The following is a 21,630-nucleotide window of genomic DNA, read 5'->3' as shown; positions in this document are numbered from 1 at the left end:
TTATACGGTTACTATTTTCTTATTACAACTAATTCATAGGGTAAATAATAAAGCGCTCACATTGTTAGAATTTTTACTCTTTTCAATTTATGTTCATTACTATACACTGGAATTAGTGTGATAACAATGTTCATTCATACACTGTTTTAGTGAATTATATAGATATTTCTACACCACTGAAAGGAGAAAAGAGATGAAAACAGATAAGACAACTAATCCTTTATTACAAGGGAAGTTAAGGGATGTCGAACTGACAGTTTTAGTCGACAGCATTCGTTCAATCACTTCCAGTTTGGACCTTGACGAAGTTTTGGGGGAAATCATGCGGAATGCACTCAAAGTGATTCCAGCTACAGATGCAGGGTATTTAATGCTTTACGACGTGGGGACAGAGCGGCTACTAGTAAAAGCACCACTTGGGTTTAATGACAACATTTACAATTTCAAAGTGAAACCAGGAGAATCTATTACAGGGACTGTATTCGAGGATGGGCTAGGACTGATATTCAATTCCAAAGAAGAAATACTCAAGGCAATGGATTATCACCATGTTTCAAAATCGAACTTCCATCATATTATTTCATCCGCAAACATCCCAGAAGCACTTATTTGCGTACCCATTTCCATTGAAGACAAAAGGATTGGCATCATGATTACTCATCAATGGCATCGAAAAAAAGTGTTAGATGAACATGATCTTCTCCTACTGCAGGCGTTTGCTGAACAAGCCGCTATCGCCATTCAAAATGCTCAGTACTTTACAGAAGCGAATAATCGAATCGAAAAAATTACGCAGTTAAGTGCGCAGCTGGAAGAACGAAATATTCAACTTCAAAAAAGGCATAAAGTGCATGAAACATTGACCACTATTTCGTTGGAGAATAAAGGTCTCGAGGCAATCGTCCATGAATTCAACCTAATGCTCAATTCACCCGTTACCTTTTTCAACGTCATTGAAGACAAATTCTATTTACATGACCCTAATGAAATACCTAATTTCGATCAATTTGAACTGAAAAAAATCTTTTTAACAAGAAGGAAACCTATCCACCTCAAAGCGAATCACCCTTCCGAAAAAACCTATTATATCTACCCTGTTTATAATGGCCCTGTTTTTCTTGGGTGTTTCCTGATTCACGTGACCGAAGAAATTTCCGAGTCAGACCGAATTGCACTCGAACAAGGGAGTTCCATATTAGCTTTGGAATTAATCAAAAATCAAACCGTCACTGAATACTTTTATAAAAAGACGCACGAACAGTTCCTTGCGCTGTTAAACGCAAAAAACGATGATCATCTTGAAACACTAGCAAAGGAGTTCGGTCTAAACGCCTCCACATATTGGTTTATGGCGATTTTTGAAATACCGAATTACACAGATTTGCAGCTACTGGAAATCAAGATTCACCATCTAGTACTGAAATTAAAAAACGAACTACCCAAGACTGAAACAATGATTTATGGGTTACAAAATCGAGTCATCTTCTTCGCCTCTATAACAGAATCCAGCCACTTTAAGATCTTCCAACAAAAGTTCAACGTCGTCAAAGAAGAGTGGGATGCGAAGGATCAACATTCTTTCCGCGCTGGCATTAGCTCGACTTATAAAGGATTACACGCCATTAAAAAGATTTACGAAGAAGCGAACAAAACACTGACATACCTAACCTCACGTAATCGGCTAGATATCATTCGTTACGAAAACATTGGGTTAAACAAGCTCTTTTTAAATCAGTCGCCCAGGGAAATCCAACAATTTATCGATGAGGTCTTTCTTCCCCTATCCTACCCTCATGAAAAAAAGTCCGAGTTGGAAGAAACCTTGCTGACCTATTTTGAATCAAACCGTTCCGCTACAAAAACAGCTGAAAAACTACATATTCACATCAACACACTATACCAGCGCATTCGAAAAATTGAACACGTACTGCAACTCGACTTAAACGACAATGAAGACTCTTTGAAAATACACCTAGCCTGTCATCTACGTTCTACTTATGTATAAAAATTGAAAAAGCCGACCTATCATAAGGTCGGCTTTCTTCGTATTACGTGTTATGCGTTCATACTTTTCAATGCTGTTCCAACTTTTACTGTACGTCCCGCCTGATGAGCAACTGCCGCTTTAATTGCCGCTTCGTCATCCGCTATTTTTCCATCTTGTCCGACAGTTACGCTTGTACCGTACGGGTTACCACCAGCTGCAAATGTAACTGCGTCGGTGAAACCTGGTGCCGCAACAATTGCTCCCCAGTGGTACATTGTTGTATATAAGGAAAGAATTGTTGCTTCCTGACCGCCATGTGGGTTTTGTGCTGAAGACATTGCGCTTACTGCTTTATTAGCGAGCTTGCCTTGGAACCAAAGACCACCTAATGTATCGATGAAACTCTGGATTTGCCCAGGTACATTACCGAAACGTGTCGGTACACTAAAGATAATCGCGTCCGCCCACTCAAGATCTTCTCCTGTTGCAACAGGTACATCTTTCGTTGCTTCAGCATGCGCTTTCCAGCCCGGAGATGAATCGATTGCAGCTTGTGGAGCTGTTTCAGCCACTTTCATCAGTCGTACTTCAGAACCTGCTGCTTCAGCCGCCTCTGCAGCCCACTGTGCCAATTGGTAGTTCGTACCGCCTGAACTGTAATATACGATTGCTGTTTTTGTTTTTGTCATGTTTACCGTCTCCTCTTTACTTGTTGTAGTGTTTTTGCCGAATAACCTGTCTAAAAAACTCATTTTTTTATCTCCGCTTCTCTTTTCATTTCACAAATGTTGTTTTGTACCACTCTGCCGCTGCGTCCACTTCCGTACGCGTTAGCGAATGACCATTCATTTCCCAGTGAACTTCCGTCACTGCGCCCGCGCCTGCCAATAATTCCTTGAGATCTTCTGACTCCTTCGCAGGGCAAATCGGATCATTTTTTCCTGCGGTGATGAACACCGGAATGCCGGCTAAATCTGGCAAGTCGATTCCACGCCTCGGTACCATCGGGTGATGAAGAATTGCGCCTTTCAAAGCCTCTGCATAATGGAACAGCAGGCTTGCTGCGATGTTCGCTCCATTAGAATAACCAACCGCAACGACATTCAACCTGTCAAAACTATTTTCTTTTGCAGCTTCATCCAGAAACGCATTCAATTCCTTCGTACGGAAGATTAAATCCTCCTCATCGAATACCCCTTCCGCCAATCTACGGAAGAAACGCGGCATGCCGTTTTCAAGGACATTTCCTCGAACACTTAGTACCCCAGCATCGGGGTCAATTAAGTCGGCAAGTCCCAGTAAATCCTGTTCTGTGCCTCCTGTGCCGTGAAGCAAAAGTAACACCGGTTTTGAAGCATCTTTTCCTGGTTTATAAATATGTTTCATAGTATATCTCTCCTCGTATCAATCAATTTCGCGCACTTCAAAAGGGATCAAAGAAGATTCCAGCTGTTCGCGACTGTGCTCATATTGCGTTGGAAGCATAAGATTTTCTCCCATCGTCTCCACGGACTCGTCATGTGCAAAGCCTGGTGCATCCGTTGCAATTTCAAACAAAATATTTCCGTGTTCTCGGAAGTAAATCGCATTGAAATAGTTTCTGTCTTTCACCGGAGTCACGCCATAACCATTCTCTTCAACAAGTGATTTCCAGTCCAGTTGATCCGCATCATCTTCAGCGCGCCAAGCGATATGGTGTACTGTGCCGACACCCATTTGTGCACGACCTGATGATGTTGTTTTCAAATCGACGACATTGCCAATGTCCGCTGTTGAGCGAAACCGGATGTATTCGCCTTCTTCACCGATTTTTTCAAGCCCCATAACTTGTTCAAGAAGATGAGCCGTTTTTTCAGGTTGTGTAGATAATAGCGTTGCGCCGCCAAACCCTTTTATAGCGACATCCGCTGTTATTTCACCAACCATCCATTCATTCTTTACCCCATCTTCTCGCTCGACAATCTCAATTCTCAAACCGTGTGGATCATCAAATGATACATACGTTTCACCAAAGCGGTTTGATCTGCTAAACGCAATCTTAAATTTCTCAAGACGGTTTTCCCAGAAAGTCATTGCCCCGACCGGTACTACGTACGACGTAACACCGACTTGACCATCCCCAATTGTTCCTTGGCGAGCATTAGCCCATGTGAAAAACGTAATGATCGTACCCGGTGTACCGTTTCCATTACCAAAGTAAAGATGATACGTCCCCGGATCATCGAAGTTGACGGTTTTCTTGACAAGACGCAACCCAAGAACACCCGCGTAAAAGTCGACGTTTTCTTGCGGATGTCCGACGATTGCAGTTATGTGATGAATGCCCATTGATTTTTTCGTCATATCAATTCTCTCCTCGAATTAGTAGAAAGTTATTTATCTTGAATTCAAGGTAATCATATCAAGCAGAGTTTTCTTTGTCAACGAGTTGGCTTGAAGTGAATAAATCAGATGTAAGAAACGAGTCACCGCCTGTCTTGTTAAATGATAGACGCTAAAAAATAAATAAAGAGGCTATCCAAGATAACCTCTTGTCACAGTACATTCATTATTACCAAGGTTCATCCTATCGAATAGTAGGGATGCATAATTCGCTATCTACGCAACTCATATTTTTCCTTTCCGAATAAACAATGAACTCCTTCCATTTATGACAACGGAAGGAGTTCATTGTTTACTATTCAAAATTAGAGATTCGCCAGTACTGCCAAGCAATTACCTCGGACATCCACGCGAGCCCCTTACTTTCCGCTTGGTGAATTGGTTTCCATTCATTCTCTTCACCGCGCATCAGGTAAATCTCATGATGGGGCGCCTGATCGTGGTAACCCGTCATATCAAACGTTCCGTCCCGCCTCATAACTGCTCGCACTTCATAGTTAATGTCAGGGGCCGTTGTAAGGGGATTGCCGACAGCATGCAGAAGATGAAATCCCGCTTCGTCTTCCCCGTGATTTGTCCGTTTCAACGTAATCCCATCGTGTGAAGCGGTTGCTTGTTTCCTAAAGCGCTTAAAAGCATCATAGACAATCGATGGCCCAACATCCCTTGTAAACGTCAACGGAGAACGTTCAAGGTCATATGCCAGTTCGACGTCCACTCGGGTCCGATAACTGGCTCCATTTGAATCGAATCCCCTGTCATCCCCTTTAAAATAACGATTTCGCGATAAAAGATTCGGATTCAACACCCAGTCACCCTGCAAAAACGTCATGTAGCGGAATCCCCACCTATCTACATTCGGGAGACGAACTCTGTCTTGAACAGGCGTCAGCAACTCCCTCGGCTTGGCAATGGATTTTGTCACCGAAAACTGTTCAATCGCCGCTTCTGCCTTCGACGAAACCGGATTCAACAGCCCAAAAACAGTGGAGACAATCGACTGAAAGACGTTGAATCGTTCTTCCGACTTCGCAAGTGAACGCTTAGATTTAATCGTATACGTATAGATTTCATCCAACGAAAAATCCCTGTCGATGTAAGAATTACCGACCGCCGTTGTCATATGCGTCCCATTTCGGTAGACATCATATTCAGCGACATCTTTAATTTCCTCCCAAGACAATGCAATTTGTGTCTTTGCGACAATCGTTGTCATGACAAGTGACTGAAGCGGACTTTCTTTGTTTTTCTGTTCAGCAAATGCTGACGTTTGCAATGCAATAACGTCAATCACAATACCATCCTCAACACGTTCGATTACGTAATTATATAGTTTCGCATGCTTGAAATCACCGTCACTAAATTCAGAGACCGTTCCTTCATACAAATGATGCCCGTCTCTATAGACTTTGTAGGTTCCGCCGACATCATTCCATGTGAAATAGATTAGATCTGCCTTATGCAAAACGGTTTGTATTTCAAACAGTTTCTTTTTCATCCGCACACCACACCCCTTACTTGGAAGTGTGGTATATTTCGCGAGCAGTTAAACATTACATTTCAATACCTGTTAATGAAAGAAGGACCGCTCCTTTTAAACGACTTGCTGCTTCTCCAGGATCTTCTTCACCAGAAATTGCAGAAATAACCGCTACCCCTGACGCACCCGCTTTAATGATAGCACCGGCTCTGCGTTCTGAAATTCCGCCAATCGCAACAATTGGTAAGCCAGGTAACAACGACGCCACTTCCCTAATTGTCTCGATACCAATAACCGGTTGCGTATCCATTTTCGTCTGTGTCTCATAAACTGGACCTAGACCGATATAATCAGCCCCTGCATCAGCTGCCGCAATCGCTTCTGTTACATTATGCGTAGAAACACCTATTAGCATGTCTGGACCAACCTTGTCACGCACTGCTGAAATATATCCGTCTTCCTGCCCGATATGAATACCGTCTGCACCAATTTCAATCGCAAGACCTATATCATCATTGACAATGAAAGGTACACTATATTGTTCACATAATTGCTGACACGCTTGTGCAAAAGCCTTCAATTCTTCACCCGTTAATGCACCAGGCCCTTTTTCACGTAATTGAAAGCTCGTTATACCACCCTTTAGCGCCTCTTCTAAGACATGTAACGGGTCGCGTCCCGCCAAATTCACTGTACCCATGATGAAATATAAGTTAACTGTTTGCTTATCCATAAACTACAACCCCTTCCATTGTCTTGTTACCGCGGCGTCCATATGCCCAGTGATTCGTCGGACCATGGCCGCCACCAATTTTAAGTCCATCTTCAATTGCTGCGTGGATAAAACATTTTGCAGAAACAACTGCATTCGCTGCCGTTTCCCCATTTGCCAAAAACGCTGTCAGTGCCGCCGAATACGTACACCCTGTTCCATGCGTATCTTTCGTATCAATCCATGGTGCGCGAACCGAGAACCGTTCCCCGTCAGCCCCCATGAACAGATCTTCCGCATAAGGCGCTTCTTTCCGGTGGCCCCCTTTAATAAGAACCGCCCCCGCGCCCAACGCTATTATATGTTTCGCCGCTCGTTCTATGTCTTCATTCGTCTTTATTTCCATTCCTGCAAGCACTTCTGCTTCTGGAATATTAGGTGTAACAATAGCTGCAAGAGGTACAAGTACAGTCTTCAACGCTTCAACCGCCTGTCTTTCTAGCAATGAAGCACCCCCTTTCGCAATCATTACCGGATCAATGACAAGTGGAATTCCGCTCCAATGAAACGCCTCTCCCACTGCATAGATAATTTCTGTCGAAAAGAGCATCCCTGTCTTAATCGCTTTAACATCAAAATCTTCAATAACTGCCTGTATTTGCGCTTTAATAATAGCGGTGTCAACCGGCTGTATCGCCGTCACTCCAAATGTATTTTGCGCTGTCACCGCTGTCAGTGCCGACGTACCGAAAACACCCAATTCTTGGAACGTCTTCAAGTCTGCCTGAATACCCGCACCACCACCACTATCCGACCCCGCAATTGTCAATGCCACACGTACCATTCGATTCGCCACCCTTTTATTTATACTAAAAAGCCGCTTCCCGGTGGCGTAAGAAAGCGGCTAGCCATTTAACTATTCGTAAAAGGCGTACCCACTTTCCTACGCCGGTATAATCCGGATCAGGTTCCAAGGGTCCGCGCATTCATGCACGTCTCAGCCTAAAAAAGGCTCCCCTAGTGGTTGTTAAACTATTCAGCTTTGTAGCAAGTGTAACATATCTAGTGTGAGATTGTGGGAATGTTTGGTCCATTTTCAATAGAAGCATAGAGTAATGGAAATAAAAAACTCCATCAAATAGGTTCAATATATATAATAAACTCGTTTCACGTGGTAACAGTTTATTCCATTCTATCGTCGATAAGAGTATAGTTAATGACATAAACAGAAAGAAGGCGCAGTTTATGCATAAAGCAGACAGCAGACCGAATAATCCCGACAAATCCATGTGGATCAGTCTTTTCGGGGCACTCGTTATTATTGCAGTGGTCATTATTACTAATCTTACAATGGGTTAACATTCACTAAAACCTAGATAGACCGACATCACAGCGGCCTGTTTTTTTATTCAGAACCCCAAATTCTTTCCACTTCTGAGTCCCCATCCTTAATCCGTATAACATACACGTCTGGATTCGTCAGTGCCTGCCACTGCCCAAAATCGAATCGTTCATCATAACAACTTAATAATAGCGCCATTAAATTCCCGTGTGTCACAAGCACTGTCCGCGAACCGTCACCCAGCTCATCCACAACATCACAGACCCTCGATATCGCTTCACTCGAAGATTCCCCACCCTCATATTTTAGATGAAGGTCAAAAAACGTATCTTCCAGCTTTATCAACCAATCCTCGAAATCCATTGAACTTAGCACGCGCTCCATAAGCCGACTATCCACCTCTACATGCAACTTCTTCCGCTCAGCTATAGGCCAGCCCGTCTGACGTGCACGAGAAAACGGACTCGTAATAATCCGATCCACTTCGATATCTTCGAAAAACGCTACAAGCTGACCCGCCTGCAGAATCCCTTCAGCAGTCAATTCCGCGTGTGGTGCCTGTCCTTCTGCGGAGCAATGACGCACGATGTATATTATTTTTTCCATACCCGCTCCACCCTTTTCGTAAAATAATTGTAGTTATCCCTATTACTCTATTCCCCTTTTATTCTTCAAAGAAAACATTGTAGTTTTCTGACACCTTAAAAATACCAAGCTTCAGAATGGTATTGCAAACGCCACTTCCAACATCAAATTACACATCTAATCACCATAAAGAATGCAGTAATACTCTTGTCTCAATTGAGAGTAAAGTATTTACTGCATTTTTTCGTACTAATAGACTTTATTATGACAGCCATACATTATTTTCTTTGCCTATACAAGCACCAATGCTAATCTTGAATTAGGCCGCTTACCATCCGAAATAAGACTATTTATATGATCTATAAGCTGCGGAAGTTCACGCATCGTCTGAATTGTAAAATCAGCGCCATTTTGCATGAAGGTATCTTCTGTTTTAGAGATCACAGTTTCTTTGTCAGCTTCTGATAGACCAGAAAATTCTTCTAAACTTAGTCCCATTTCAGAGCTTCCAATAATGACGCCAACTGACCAAACACCCGCGTTTACACCCTCTTTAATATCTGAAATCGTATCGCCTACTTTTACTACCTTCCAGGATGCTGATAGTTTTAGCTGCTCCATATTCCGATAGATCATATAAGGATGCGGTCTTCCAATCGAATCTGTATCATCAGGGGTAATAAAAGTATCTGGGTAATACCCCTTTTTCAACGCATTCGAAACGACGACATCCATCATTGTACTTGTATAGCCCGTTGTCGATCCGATTTTCAATCCTCGACTTCTTAATACGTCCATTGTCTCTATAACTCCTGGAATTGGATCCGTATATGCTGATAATGAAGACATCAACGCAGGTACAAATTCCGCATATAACTTTTCTACATCTTGTTCGTTAAATTCTCTTCCATACTTTTCTTCCCATAATACAGCTATTCTAGGCATGGATAACATAGCGCGTATATGATCTATTTTCAGCATCCCCATTGGCTCTCTCGCTTCTCCCATTGTCACGTCTATACCAGCATCTTTAAAGATATCAACAAATACATTTACAGGTGCAAAACAGCCAAAATCCACTGTTGTCCCAGCCCAATCCAATATGACGCCTTCTACTTTATTCATTTTGCCACCACTTTCATATACTCTTCTACACCAACACATAATTCCTCTATATCTTCTTCATAGATCTCACCTATATTGCCAATGCGGAAAGTATCTACGTCCGTCAGCTTGCCTGGATAAATGACATAACCTCTGTCTTTGATAAACGAATAGAACGCTTCAAAGTCGAATTGTTCATTTGGAAAAAGGAAGGTTGTAATAATGGGCGATTGTTTTTCAACTGAGATATAGGCATGGATATTCACTTGTTTAAATCGCTCTCTTAACAAGCGATTATTATGTTGATAACGGGAAAATCTAGCTGGAATGCCGCCTTCTTCAACTAATTCTTCCAATGCTTTTGCGAATGCAGCTACTACATGGGTTGGTGATGTATAACGCCATTTCCCATTCTGATCCATCTCTTTCCACTGATCATATAAATCCAGCGACAAACTACGTGCATTGCCCTCACACACAACAAGCTTCTCAAGTTTGGCGATTACAAAACCAAACCCAGGGACCCCTTGGATGCATTTATTTGCGCTGCTAATTAAATAATCAATTTCGAGTTCAGTTACATTGATTTCCATCCCACCAAAGCTGCTCATCGCATCAATGATTAATGTTTTTCCTTGTTCCTTCGATAAGTTTGAAATCATCTCAATTGGATTTAAAATACCTGTCGTTGTCTCACAATGAACCATTACGATATGTGTAATTTCTTGATCATCTTCTAAAATACGTCTTATTTCATCTTCCTTTGGATAGTCATTGTATGCCACGCTATATACTACGTAATTCAGTCCAATATACTGAGCCATTTTCACAATACGTTCGCCATAAGCACCGTTCGTTACAATCAGCACTTTATCATCTCTTGAAATAGCAGTCGTCAGTACCGATTCAACGACAAACGAACCGCTTCCTTGCATGAGTACAGTCGTATATTCTTCTTTTGTAGCATAAGCAAATTCAAGAAGTTTAGATCTGATTTTTTGTGTGATTTCTTTATAGTCTTGCTCCCACGTACAACGATCGAGGAGCATTTCTCGTTTCACCGTACTTGTAGTCGTCAACGGACCTGGCGTTAATAATTTATACGTATTCATATTCTTTCACTCTCCCCAATTTTAGTTAGCTGATTTAAAGAACTCTTGATGCTGCTGTAAGAGTTCGACAGTTAGTGGGTGTTCAAATTGCATGGCATGAGCCGGTTTGTTCACATCCATCACTGTTTCACCATCGTAAAGCGCAACCGGATAATGTGTCAGCAACTCTTTTCGAGCATTTTCAGTAATGATTTTGGCCATATCCATTGCTAAACTCGTTGTTGCATCGTCTTTATTCACAACTGCAATTGATTCTGTAAGTGAAAAGTTCCCTTCAATTGGATCGACATACTCAATCGGTAATCCAGATTCTTTAGCCATTACTGCCTGATAACGCAAACCAAAACCAGCAGCCACTTCACCAGCTTGCACTTTCTTAATTGGCCCCGAGCCCGAACTTTCAAGATGCGGACCCGTATTGGCAATTAAATCTTGAAGGACCTTTTTACCGTCTTGTTCCCCATATTCGCTAATAATCGCTTGGACTAGCAGCCAGCCAGTTGAAGAATCCATAATGTTTGGTATCGACACCAACCCCTTAAACTCGGGTTTCGCCAAATCTTTTATGGAAGTCGGCATCGGCAAACCCTTTTGTTTGAGTACTTCTGTATTGATGAAAATGGACCCTGTATTGCCTAAAATCGGCGCGTAATAGGGCGGATTTTGTTCCAACGCATTTGTACTAAACGTTAAATCCTGAAACATGGTGTGTTGTTGTTGAGCACTTTCGATGAAATAAGAACTCATCGTCACAACATCGGCTTCGATTTTATCGCCCTCTGCCATCAGTTTCCCGCCTAATTCGGAAGTTCCTAACGATTGGAGCACGTATTGCCCTTCATACCCCGCTTCATTCAGTGCACCTTCCATAGCTTCAGAAGCCGCTTCATCCCCATTTGTATAAATGACAACCTTTCCTTCATCCGCTTTTCCACTGTTACGACCTACCCACATAAACACTAAACTCAAAGCAATTAGAGACAATACGAATACCTTCATCTTTTTCACTATAATATCCCCCCTCACAACTGTTTGAATGGCCTTTTTTGAAAGTGATCACAAAGCAATTTGACTGCTAGGTTTGTAAAGAAGATAAGCAGAGATAAAATAAATACTTCATTGAATTTCCCAAAATGCTGTAGTTCTTTAATTTTGCTTGCTACCAATGACGTTTGCGCTGTGACCAAAAAGATAATCCCGCTAATGGTCACCATTGCATTGATAAAATAATAGCTAAACATTTCAATAACCGTCGATGCTGAGTTTGGAAGAATGACTCGATAGATGGTCTTTAACCAGCTGTCCCCCAGTAACTCTCCAGTCGTTTCCCAAGTCGGATTCATTTTGGATAAAGCGTTTTTCGCCATTAAATAGGGTGTTGTAAAGAAATGGACAATGTTACTGAGAACGATAATTAGAAAGGTTCCCTTCAAACTACTACCGTTAAAAAGTAGCAAATACGATAAACCTAACACCATACCTGGTATCGTGTTCGTCATCATCGAAACGATATCAATGGATGATTTCCATTTCACAGTCGTACGAGCATTTAACACAGCTGAACAATACGCAACTAACGTACCAAACACTGCCGTCAATAGTGCAACATAAACTGAGTTTTTATAGACAGCCAATAGATTATTTGATTGGAATGTGTCCATAAGATGTTTAAACGTAAACGTAAAATCGTACGGATAACTGTTAACAAATGGCGCAATGAACATGACAGCAAACACTGATAGCATTGCTAGTAACACAACTAATGAGATAATCCCAAAACATGCGTCTCTTCCCTTATGCGGAGTCAACTCTGTGTCGGTAAACTTGTCATAATGAAAATTAAGTTTCTCGAGATAGTTTAAGAGTAAAACACCAAACACAGCTGGGATTAACATGATAACCGCAATGGCCGCACCATTATTAAAATCCGGAATAGAACCGAGCATGACTTGGTATAACTGAGTCGCTACAACAGAATAACTCCCACCGACTGAGGCAGGTATACCGAAATCTGTAAAGCTTAAAATGAAGGAAAGTACAAAAGCACCTCCTAAAGTTCCCACTAACGGACGAACAATTGTGTTCTTAAAACTCCTTATCACACCGTCACCCATCAACTTTGAAACGATGATAAACTTTTTGTCAACATACTTGAAAGCATTATTAATCAGCAGAAATGCCGCCGGTAACGTATAAATCACATAGCCTATCAGTAAACCGTTAAATCCGTAAATCTCAACTAAATTTCGGCCGACAATCTTGGTAATAAACCCTTGGTTACCAAAAGAATAGATAATCGCAAATCCATATGTAATGGTAGGCAGCAACATCGGAATAAGAATCCCCATTTTAATCGCGCTTTTTAACGGCTTGTAGATTCTTGTACAATTGACGGCGTAAGCCAGGGTAAATCCTAAAACCGTTGTAATCACAGCGGTAAGGCTGGAAATTTTAATGCTGTTGCCAATGGACTCTAGCAATTCTTTATTCGATAAAGCGGATATGTAATTTGAAAAACTGAACCCCTGACTTGTTTCAAAAGAACGGATAAACAACATGCCAAGAGGTACTAATAGAAAGGCGACGAATAACAAGATGACTGGGATATAAATAACGCGCATCGCCGGTTTTACATTAGGCATATTGTTCACCAAATAAGTTATAGATATTTTCTCTCTTAATCTGTAATTGCTTAAGAATAAATTCTTTTACGAAATCAGTAGAAGGCTGGTTGATAATTTCAGTAGGCGTGCCAAATTGTGAAATACTACCGTCATTAATAATTAAAACTTTGTCCGACAACGTTAATGCCTCTTCTGGGTCATGCGTCACAATAATCGTCGTCAACTTAAATTCTCTGGAAATGGATTTAATGCGCTGCTTAATCGATTCCTTTATGACACCGTCCAATGCACTCAAAGGTTCATCCAATAATAATATTTTCGGCTTCATAACGAGCGTTCTTGCGATGGATACCCGTTGTTTCTGGCCACCTGATAATTCCCCAATTTTCTTTGTTAAATGCGGTTTTAATTCCAAAAAATCAATGTACTCTTGAATTTCCTCTTCAGATACTAGCCCCTTCTTATTTCTCAAACCATAGACTATATTTTCGTACGCATTTAGATTAGGAAAAAGCGCATAGTCTTGAAATACGATATTAAATCCACGATCCTTCATCGCTACGTTACTCAAATCCATATCATTAAAAATAATTTTTCCACTATCCATACTTGTTAACCCTAAAATAATATGTAATAAAGTCGTTTTACCACTGCCACTCGGGCCTAGTAGTGAAACAATTTCCCCTGCCTTAATCTCAATGTTTATGCCATCTAAAACTAATTTATCATCGAATTGCTTGCTAACATTTTGTAATTTCAGCAACCCGTTCACCTCCTTTACTACAACCCCAGTATAGGAGCCCTATGTAAATTTAAATTGCGATTCATGTAAATAGTTTGTAAATACTGGATACTTTTTCACTACCTTTTGACCAATTGGTACACTCTTATTTTCCAGGCTATATATGTTGAACATATGAATACTAAGAGTAGGCGCCTCAAAAGAGAAAGTTAAAGGAGAATCGAGGGGATATTTCATTTCAACTTATATAGTCATGTCACGGAGCCAACTAGCGGAATTTCCCAGATTCACAACAAAAAGCGCCTGTGCAGCAACCATCATGAACGTGTAAACATTCACGAGAAGTTGCTGCACAGGCACTCACTATTATTTATTCATCTGGGCAAGGAAGTCAGCTAAAGGGTCTTCCTCTTCTACAACAGAGGTGTCTTCTGGCTCCTTTAACTGTTCCCAATCAAAATTATCCAGATCATCCTCTATGTTAATCAATTGATGTTCTGTTTCCACCTCAACGGCAGCGCTCGTTTCTTCCTGCAAATATAATGCTGCATTTACATCTATTGCATTGCTGTTCAATGATGCAAAGAGAGAAGCTGTGCGGATTGGATCGGACATCAACTGATAGACGATACTCCCTAGTAGCGCCTCGGAATGTTCGTGCTTTAACCAATCACGTTGCGCTTTAGTTAACCCTTTTGGGAGCGGAATTGTTATGGCCTCTCTATGCTTTAAAAGTGAGTCATTCACCCCATCTATCACGAACTCCGCAATTTTACTGGAAAAGTTTCTTCTTTCGACTTCTTTTAACTTTTGCAGTTGCTTTAGTGTGTGGTCAGATGTATCTGATGGGAGACGAAATGTAATGGGCTGTCCCCTTTTTAATCCCGCGTCATTCATGCATAGTCACCTTACTTTGTTTTAACTAACTTTTCTTCTTCTTTAATTTTGACTTGTTGATTTTTTTTCGCAAAGTCTGAAATTAACTTGTAATAAGCGTTGGCCATCATCCAAACACTTTCTTTTTCATCTTCAAAGAAATCGATATTATAACCATCTAAGCTATTATTTAACGTTTTAAGATAGTCTTTAAGGACAATAGAGCCTCCGCCGATGAAATAGCAAATCTCAGATTGCGAGTTTCTTGCCCATACATTCCGTAAATGGCGGTATTGCTTTTTCGCTAACTCCAAGAGAATCCGATCTACAATGTCATGAACACTTGTCCGGCTTCCTTTTACCATAATATGATTACGGTTATTTTTCTTCGTTATAATATCCACAACATCTAGACGACTGTCCAACTCTACGCCATGTCTAACATAAATTTCTTCTCGAATTGCATCCAGAGACTCTGAAACACCCAAGTTAAAGCCTTGCGCCTTATCATCATCAACTTTACGATTCCTAATGACCGCAACATCCGTTGATAACCCACCGATGTCTTGTATCAAGATTTGTTTATCGATTAATTCTTTATTAATGATGTTTAAATTATTATCCATTACAAGGTTGATAAACGCAGCAAAACCTTCCGGATAAACCTTTACTTCATCAAATTTAATATTTACTTTTATACCTTGATATTTAGGTGTAACCAAAAACTCTACTTGGTGAACAGAGCTAAGTAATTGGGAACGATAACCAACGTCTTTCCCTTCCTTTACTTCTCTCAGTGGAAGTCCTGTACCTAGTGTATACGTAGCTTCAATTACATTATTATTACGTTTAAAAATACCTTTATTCTCATCACGAGCTGCATCTATTGCAAGTGCCGCGAACAACATCACCAAAGTTTGATCTTCCTCAGATTTGTTGCTACCTGGATCTAGTTCAGTTGAATTACCACTTTTCGTAGCAAGATTCCCAACACGGTAAATAGCGTTGTTATCTTTTAATGTTGGAGAGTGCAAACGAATATGAATGCCATCAGTAGGCTCTTGGTTGTCTAGTTCTTCAATGCCGATAATCGGACGATCTGCAATATCTTGTGCAATTACATTGGGTATATTGAGTTCTGCTTCCAATTTACCGAAAATGGCTTTTAATGAATCGTTTCCTACGTCAATTGCTGCAATACGTGTTTCTGTCATAAAAATCATCCTCCCCAATTATTCTATCTTTCTATTGAAATGGTACTGGAATTTTGTTGGCAGGTCAATCCAATTCAACTATTTAACACACAAATGTAATATTGTGTACCTAGCTGTAAACTTGTACACATTAACGTATACACCCGCCACCACTGGTTGTGTACGTGTTTGTACACTTGTATACGTTAATGTTTACAAATGTATACATTAACGTATACAAGTACACCGTAATGTATACATCCACAAAAATAGTTAAGATGGACGTTTACTCAAGTTCGATATAAGCCTTCCTTCCCCTTCCCTTCCTAACTTCAAGCTGAAGCAGAGCTTGCTTGATATTCAATAAAATGGATATTTATTAAATAAAACCCATTAGACATTCCCTTACTTTTCTAAAGTGCCAGTGATTATAAGTTGTTATTCGATCTGTTCCCACCTTCATTACAAGCATGCGAGCTGTTGACCAAGCAATTTCGGCTTCTCAGATTCACCTCTAACATGCCTTTACGGGTTAAATAGTATCATCAATCACCAATTAGCTTACGCCACACTCCAGGCCCCCAGCTACATCTAGGAGTAACCTGACCAATAATAGGTGGCCGAACAAGACAAAACGACAAACATTTCATACACCAAAATAAAAAACACGAAAAAAAGTAGACATCTATTTGAATGTCTACTCATTTTCACGTTTTTACGTACTCCTACTAATTATTCCAAACCCACCAAACGCAGCTACTCAATACTAAGGCGTATCTGACTCAATCCGTTTCATGAATTCCTCTACTGCGCTATAACCTTGCTGCTTTAAATACCAGTTATTCGCCGCGGCTTCAATCAAACCTGCGATATCACGCCCCGGTTGAAGTTGAATTTGGATATGCGGAATCTGGACGTCCATGTATTCCACAAACTTCGTTTCCTGCTCTAATTCATTATTCAAGTCATTTTCTTTCCACTTAGTCAATTCGATGTCCAGTGCAATCCGCGTTTCATCCTGGAAAGCGGCTCTTCCATAAAGGCGCACCACATTTAACAAGCCAATACTACGCAACGCAAGAAATTCTTTGCTGTTTTCGTCGTGCGTGCCGAGTAATGTTTGTGGGCTAAGCTTTTTCAACACCACGACATCATCTGCTACAAGCCGATGTCCCCGACCAATCAATGTATGAGCCGTCTCGCTTTTCCCTACACCAGACTTGCCGCGGAGTAGAATACCCATTCCCGATACATTGACGCAAACGCCGTGTATTGCAATTTCTGGAGCCATTGCTTTCACAACATACGCATCTAATTTCGCACTCAATTCACTCGTGGAATCACGAGTACGTAACACCGGAATTTTCTCTTCCGTACAGTATTGAATCAGGCCCAGTGGCTCTTCCTGCTGGGATGTAATGATGATACATGGGGGCGCATATTGAACAATATTTGCAATCCGTAGCATACACTCCTCAAACGTCAGCGTATGAAGGTAATTAACTTCATTTTTCCCCAGAATTTGAACATGTTCTTTTGCAATAAAGTCAAATATATCCATAAACTCTAATCCTGGACGACGCACTTTGGATTTTTTTATAATACGATGCAATTGGTCGTGTCCGCTTAACACTTCCAATGAAAACGTATTGACTATCTCTTCAATCGTAATCGTTTTCATGAACAGCCTCCATTCTGCAGTCTTCTTACATGACCTCTTCGTTTACTTTACCACCAATTGGAGCTAATTCTTAGCGACTATCTCCGACTTAAAACTACACTAAATATGTTCAACAAATGAATCCGGCGTATGCGCTTTACAAGGGCTTTTGTGGGCCACTGAAAAAAACCTTGTACTTGGAATGAATTAGGATTCCCACTAATACCGCTTCGACGCTTTGTGGATGCCTCCCGCGATAAGCCAGGGCACTGAAAAAGTATAATTTCCTTCAATCCCGTTGATTTCCGTTCCGAGCGGACGCTTTCCGCGGGCACGGCTTCAGCCTCCTCGTCACTGCGTTCCTGCGGGGTCTTCAGCTCGCGCTGTTCCCGCCGGAGTCGCCGCTCTTCACTACAATCAACTAGTTCTTACTATAAAAAAGAACTTTTTCAGTGGCTTATCGCTCCGGCTACCACGAAGTCGCGCCTTCGCTGGATGGTCTATGTGAAAAACACATTTCGTTATCTGTGACGAAATCTGCAAGCTGGAGTATGTCTTTCTTAAATATAATTATATATGTTGAATCCGGTATATATATTGAGCGAAGGCGCCTTAACAGGGGATAAGACTGGCAGCGAAGCTGCTTGGCTTATGGCGGGAGGCATCCCATAGCGCCGTAGCGGTTCAATGGAATTCTTTATTTCAATTTATATAGTATCAACTAGTAATCACCTTACAATCTCGCCATGTACATCTCAAAATCACATTTCTTTCAATAATAAATACCCTAGCGCAGGCGCGGCAAAGGCATTTCCAAAGCGCCAAGCGTTCTACAATCCACACCTCGAATTACAACTCTCTCATTATTGAGTACCACAACAGATTCAATGGGATTCTTTAATTCAACATATATACATGCCTACTTACCGCCATCCACTGGTCCGTTCTACTGTTGGTACGAACGAACTGGATAATGCCTTCATCCTTGCTTCTAGCAATTTAAGACGCCCCTCGACAGTTCTTGTGTAGATGAAGTCTGACTTTCCAACCCGACGTTTCCACTCTTCCAAGAAAAAGTTCACATATTCTTTCTTTTGTCCGATTACTTGCGGGATAGCATGATAATCAGATCTCTTCCAAAGTTTTCCTGCCTTACGAATTAGAATATATCGTGGATTTTCAATTGGATTAAGAAATTCCTTCAATGCGGTCATGAAGATTGTCTTCTCATGCGTCGTCCCTTCTTCAAGCCAGCATGTATATGTCCCTCCGCCGTCTCGCGTCACCCGGATCATCTTGTTATGGAGTGGCGTTATAACAGCACCTGCATGAAGCATGGATGCATAGACAGTTTCCGCAATCTCTTTCATACTCGCTTCTATGGAAGGATGCTTGCTATACAACTTCACCGTTTTATAGCAAGAAGGCGCTGCAAAAAGGAGCCCGAGCCCTGTCGCAATCGCCATTCCTTCTCCGAATGAAAACGCACCAAGCTTTCGGAAAAGATTGCTAAAATCGACTACTGCTTCTAAAGCGATAAACCCCGTGATCCACAAAAGACCTCTCAATGTGTTATCTAAATAATATGGACGCGGCAAGGAGCGTTTATCCGCCACGATTTCCTCGGTCATTTCACGGCCTCCATCAATGGCTCTTTGCCAACGGACGAAAAAAGTGTCCCGTTTGCTTGCACGTTGTACCATTTCATGATTTAACATGGTAACGCGCTCCACCGTGCCTGGGGGAGCCCCAGTCTCCAGTCGAGCAATGCCCGTTTCGATGATATCTCGCTTTGCTCCTATGCCAATTAGTGATCGAAATCTCCGCGTTAGATTATCATAATCCGCTCCTCCACCTGCATCACTTCTATCCACACAGACCAGATGCCAGATGGAAGACGTTTTAGCCTGATCATTTCGATCTGTCCGAATCGCACGTCCGCGCATTTGATTTGACAGCATAAAGGAACCGACATTAGACGCCAAAATAAGTGAATTTATGCAAGGCGCATCCCATCCTTCTCCAAGGAGGGCGGCCGTCCCGGTTAGTACATCCACGCCGCCCCTTTTGAGAACTTCGGTCATTATTGCGACCATCTGTTGCCGATCACCCGAGCCTACCTCAATTCGGATAAAGGACGCATCAACGTCAAGCGGTGATGCAACGACTGTCAACCCACGGTTATTTGCTGCCTCCTCAAATATGGACCATGCACTCACTGGCAGGACGACAATCGATCCAGTTAGGATCCCCGGTTTAACGTACGGACCGAGGTTTCTACGCAGCACTTCAAATATGGGGACGACACCAAGGCGAGCAAATGGAAGCTCATCCCCCTTTTTTAATGGCATATCCGCAGCTCGAATGTAATCTGTCAAAATAACCATGCGGAGCTGTTCACCGAGAAGCGCTTTTTCCGCTTTCACAATTTCTTCTATACTCTTCAATTTTGATGCACTATGTATGAGTCCCCTCTTTATGGACGCATTTGAAAGAAGTACGACTTTCCGACGTTCCACCGCCCCGATACGCGTTAAACGTTTTCGTATGTCCTTTAAAATGACATCTTTATCATCCACCTGAAATAACAAGCCCGTAAGCAACTCTTCAAGCCAAGGAAGCGACAACTCCGGCATTTGCTCATCTTTCATTCCGATGATAGGCAGGGCATGGACGTATGCTTGTGAACCGTTATTTTTCAAGAACAAAAGCATACTGGAAAAAACACCTGGACTGGACAAAATCTGCTCTACATGTGCTTCTGGTTCAGCTATCCATGGATGCTTTTCGAGATACATCACAAATTCTTTATCCTTGATCAGTTGCTCGATGAACTTATCCACTTCGTCACGAAACTCTAGAATTCGCATCATTTCATCCGCTTCGGGAATTGAATAGTGAATAAAATCCTGGTGTGGACAAAGTTCCGACGCTTTCACAAGCTCGGGTACCGATATTTCCAGATCAATCGGTCCGCACAATGCGACATAACGCTGCCACTCTGCAGCACCTACATCGAAAGGCGGTGTAGCAGTCAGCGCAACGACAACAGGTTCACCAAGTCTCTCCTTCACATCCATCATCGTCCTCCACCAAGATGTGCGAAGATGGTGTGCTTCATCCAATATTAGTGTGCCAAAACCAATCTGATCCAGTTCACGGATTAGATCGTCACCACTTCCAGTAAAACTGTCTTCTACCGTTTCATCGTCAGTCTGACCTTCATCATCATCGGTTATTTTTTCTTCTCGTCTATTAAATAGACTATGTAACGATTGATAGGTCGTCACCGTGACAAATGCAGGTTCCTTTAAATTAGTCGACATCCAGGTAGGAAGTTCATTTCCAAGGAATAGCTCGGTGAACCTCTCCATCCACTGCGCCCGAATGGCCACGGTCGGCGCAACAATCAAGGTCGGTCGATCAAGCCGAAGCATAACTTCAAGACCTAGGACCGTTTTTCCAGATCCCGGTGGCGCCACGAGATGAAGATGCCCATTCACAAGATGACTTTCCAGTTCGTTCAGTATGCGTCTCTGATATGAACGCCACTCATAACAGAATTGGATGTTATCCGGAAACCGTTCCACAATTTACTCCCCCTTTGACAAGACTGGTCTTCCATACCCCGCTCATTTTTACTTATACTCAAATTATACCAAATGGACACCACCTTTTCTTACTTGTTAGCGGAAAGTTTTATCTACAGAAACTTGTGTATTCGCCATTAGATGCTGAAACTTTTTTATGGAATGAAAAACAGCGTCCCTTTTTGGCAGACGCTGTTTTGAATGACTATTTTCATTTAAAGCAAATACAGAACCCTTTCAG

At 41.8% G+C, this 21,630-nt stretch carries 17 protein-coding genes and 1 riboswitch; of the genes, 1 reads left to right on the top strand and 16 read right to left on the bottom strand.

Features of this window, described 5'->3' with window-relative positions:
* Positions 1 to 193 precede the first annotated feature (193 nt).
* Complete coding sequence (locus AZE41_RS01125; protein WP_067204590.1) at positions 194 to 2,005, top strand: helix-turn-helix domain-containing protein; 1,812 nt, start codon at positions 194 to 196, stop codon at positions 2,003 to 2,005.
* Positions 2,006 to 2,055: 50 nt separating this feature from the next.
* Here the strand turns inward: AZE41_RS01125 and wrbA are convergent, their stop codons facing one another.
* From wrbA to AZE41_RS01040, 16 genes are all read right to left on the bottom strand, one after another.
* Positions 2,056 to 2,739: an NAD(P)H:quinone oxidoreductase gene (gene wrbA / locus AZE41_RS01120; protein ID WP_082786455.1), complete on the bottom strand. Its 684-nt coding sequence runs from the start codon at positions 2,737 to 2,739 to the stop codon at positions 2,056 to 2,058.
* Positions 2,740 to 2,761: 22 nt separating this feature from the next.
* The gene (locus tag AZE41_RS01115; RefSeq protein ID WP_067204585.1) at positions 2,762 to 3,373 is read right to left on the bottom strand and encodes an alpha/beta hydrolase; all 612 of its coding nucleotides are present in this window, start codon (positions 3,371 to 3,373) and stop codon (positions 2,762 to 2,764) included.
* Between the two features lie 18 nt (positions 3,374 to 3,391).
* Positions 3,392 to 4,330, bottom strand: a complete 939-nt coding sequence (locus AZE41_RS01110) for a ring-cleaving dioxygenase (RefSeq protein ID WP_067204583.1) — start codon at positions 4,328 to 4,330, stop codon at positions 3,392 to 3,394.
* Between the two features lie 334 nt (positions 4,331 to 4,664).
* The gene (locus tag AZE41_RS01105) at positions 4,665 to 5,867 is read right to left on the bottom strand and encodes a DUF3238 domain-containing protein (RefSeq protein ID WP_067204580.1); all 1,203 of its coding nucleotides are present in this window, start codon (positions 5,865 to 5,867) and stop codon (positions 4,665 to 4,667) included.
* A gap of 55 nt (positions 5,868 to 5,922) precedes the next feature.
* Positions 5,923 to 6,582 (bottom strand): thiamine phosphate synthase, encoded by a 660-nt coding sequence (gene thiE / locus AZE41_RS01100; protein WP_067204577.1) that lies wholly within the window; start codon positions 6,580 to 6,582, stop codon positions 5,923 to 5,925.
* Positions 6,575 to 7,405, bottom strand: a complete 831-nt coding sequence (gene thiD / locus AZE41_RS01095) for a bifunctional hydroxymethylpyrimidine kinase/phosphomethylpyrimidine kinase (protein ID WP_067204574.1) — start codon at positions 7,403 to 7,405, stop codon at positions 6,575 to 6,577. The genes thiE and thiD overlap by 8 nt, the downstream gene beginning before the upstream one ends.
* 79 nt (positions 7,406 to 7,484) lie before the next feature.
* A riboswitch (TPP riboswitch) is annotated at positions 7,485 to 7,590 on the bottom strand.
* A 376-nt stretch (positions 7,591 to 7,966) separates the two neighbouring features.
* On the bottom strand, positions 7,967 to 8,509 hold the full coding sequence (locus AZE41_RS01090) for a histidine phosphatase family protein (RefSeq protein ID WP_067204571.1): 543 nt from the start codon (positions 8,507 to 8,509) through the stop codon (positions 7,967 to 7,969).
* Between the two features lie 270 nt (positions 8,510 to 8,779).
* Complete coding sequence (phnX, locus tag AZE41_RS01085; RefSeq protein WP_067204569.1) at positions 8,780 to 9,613, bottom strand: phosphonoacetaldehyde hydrolase; 834 nt, start codon at positions 9,611 to 9,613, stop codon at positions 8,780 to 8,782.
* Positions 9,610 to 10,704, bottom strand: a complete 1,095-nt coding sequence (gene phnW, locus AZE41_RS01080; RefSeq protein ID WP_067204566.1) for a 2-aminoethylphosphonate--pyruvate transaminase — start codon at positions 10,702 to 10,704, stop codon at positions 9,610 to 9,612. Before phnW ends, phnX begins: the two co-directional genes overlap by 4 nt.
* Before the next feature lie 21 nt (positions 10,705 to 10,725).
* Positions 10,726 to 11,703 carry an extracellular solute-binding protein gene (locus AZE41_RS01075; protein WP_156476129.1) on the bottom strand — a complete coding sequence of 326 codons (978 nt, stop codon included), beginning with the start codon at positions 11,701 to 11,703 and terminating at the stop codon, positions 10,726 to 10,728.
* A 23-nt stretch (positions 11,704 to 11,726) separates the two neighbouring features.
* Positions 11,727 to 13,346 carry an ABC transporter permease subunit gene (locus AZE41_RS01070; RefSeq protein ID WP_067204564.1) on the bottom strand — a complete coding sequence of 540 codons (1,620 nt, stop codon included), beginning with the start codon at positions 13,344 to 13,346 and terminating at the stop codon, positions 11,727 to 11,729.
* A complete protein-coding gene (locus AZE41_RS01065; protein WP_067204562.1) occupies positions 13,339 to 14,091 on the bottom strand; it encodes an ABC transporter ATP-binding protein in 753 nt (250 codons plus the stop codon). Before AZE41_RS01065 ends, AZE41_RS01070 begins: the two co-directional genes overlap by 8 nt.
* A gap of 345 nt (positions 14,092 to 14,436) precedes the next feature.
* Positions 14,437 to 14,967: a hypothetical protein gene (locus AZE41_RS01060; protein ID WP_067204559.1), complete on the bottom strand. Its 531-nt coding sequence runs from the start codon at positions 14,965 to 14,967 to the stop codon at positions 14,437 to 14,439.
* Between the two features lie 11 nt (positions 14,968 to 14,978).
* A complete protein-coding gene (locus AZE41_RS01055) occupies positions 14,979 to 16,160 on the bottom strand; it encodes a ParM/StbA family protein (protein WP_067204556.1) in 1,182 nt (393 codons plus the stop codon).
* A 745-nt stretch (positions 16,161 to 16,905) separates the two neighbouring features.
* Entirely contained in the window at positions 16,906 to 17,820 is a 915-nt protein-coding gene (hprK, locus tag AZE41_RS01050) for an HPr(Ser) kinase/phosphatase (protein ID WP_067204553.1), read from the bottom strand.
* Positions 17,821 to 18,722: 902 nt separating this feature from the next.
* The gene (locus tag AZE41_RS01040) at positions 18,723 to 21,389 is read right to left on the bottom strand and encodes a DEAD/DEAH box helicase family protein (protein ID WP_067204549.1); all 2,667 of its coding nucleotides are present in this window, start codon (positions 21,387 to 21,389) and stop codon (positions 18,723 to 18,725) included.
* Between the last annotated feature and the right edge of the window lie 241 nt (positions 21,390 to 21,630).

The sequence above is a fragment of the Sporosarcina psychrophila genome (genome assembly GCF_001590685.1).
GTDB classification, from domain to species: domain Bacteria; phylum Bacillota; class Bacilli; order Bacillales_A; family Planococcaceae; genus Sporosarcina; species Sporosarcina psychrophila.
The sequence above is the reverse complement of the archived record's forward strand: the minus strand, read 5'-3'. Positions and strand labels throughout refer to the sequence as shown.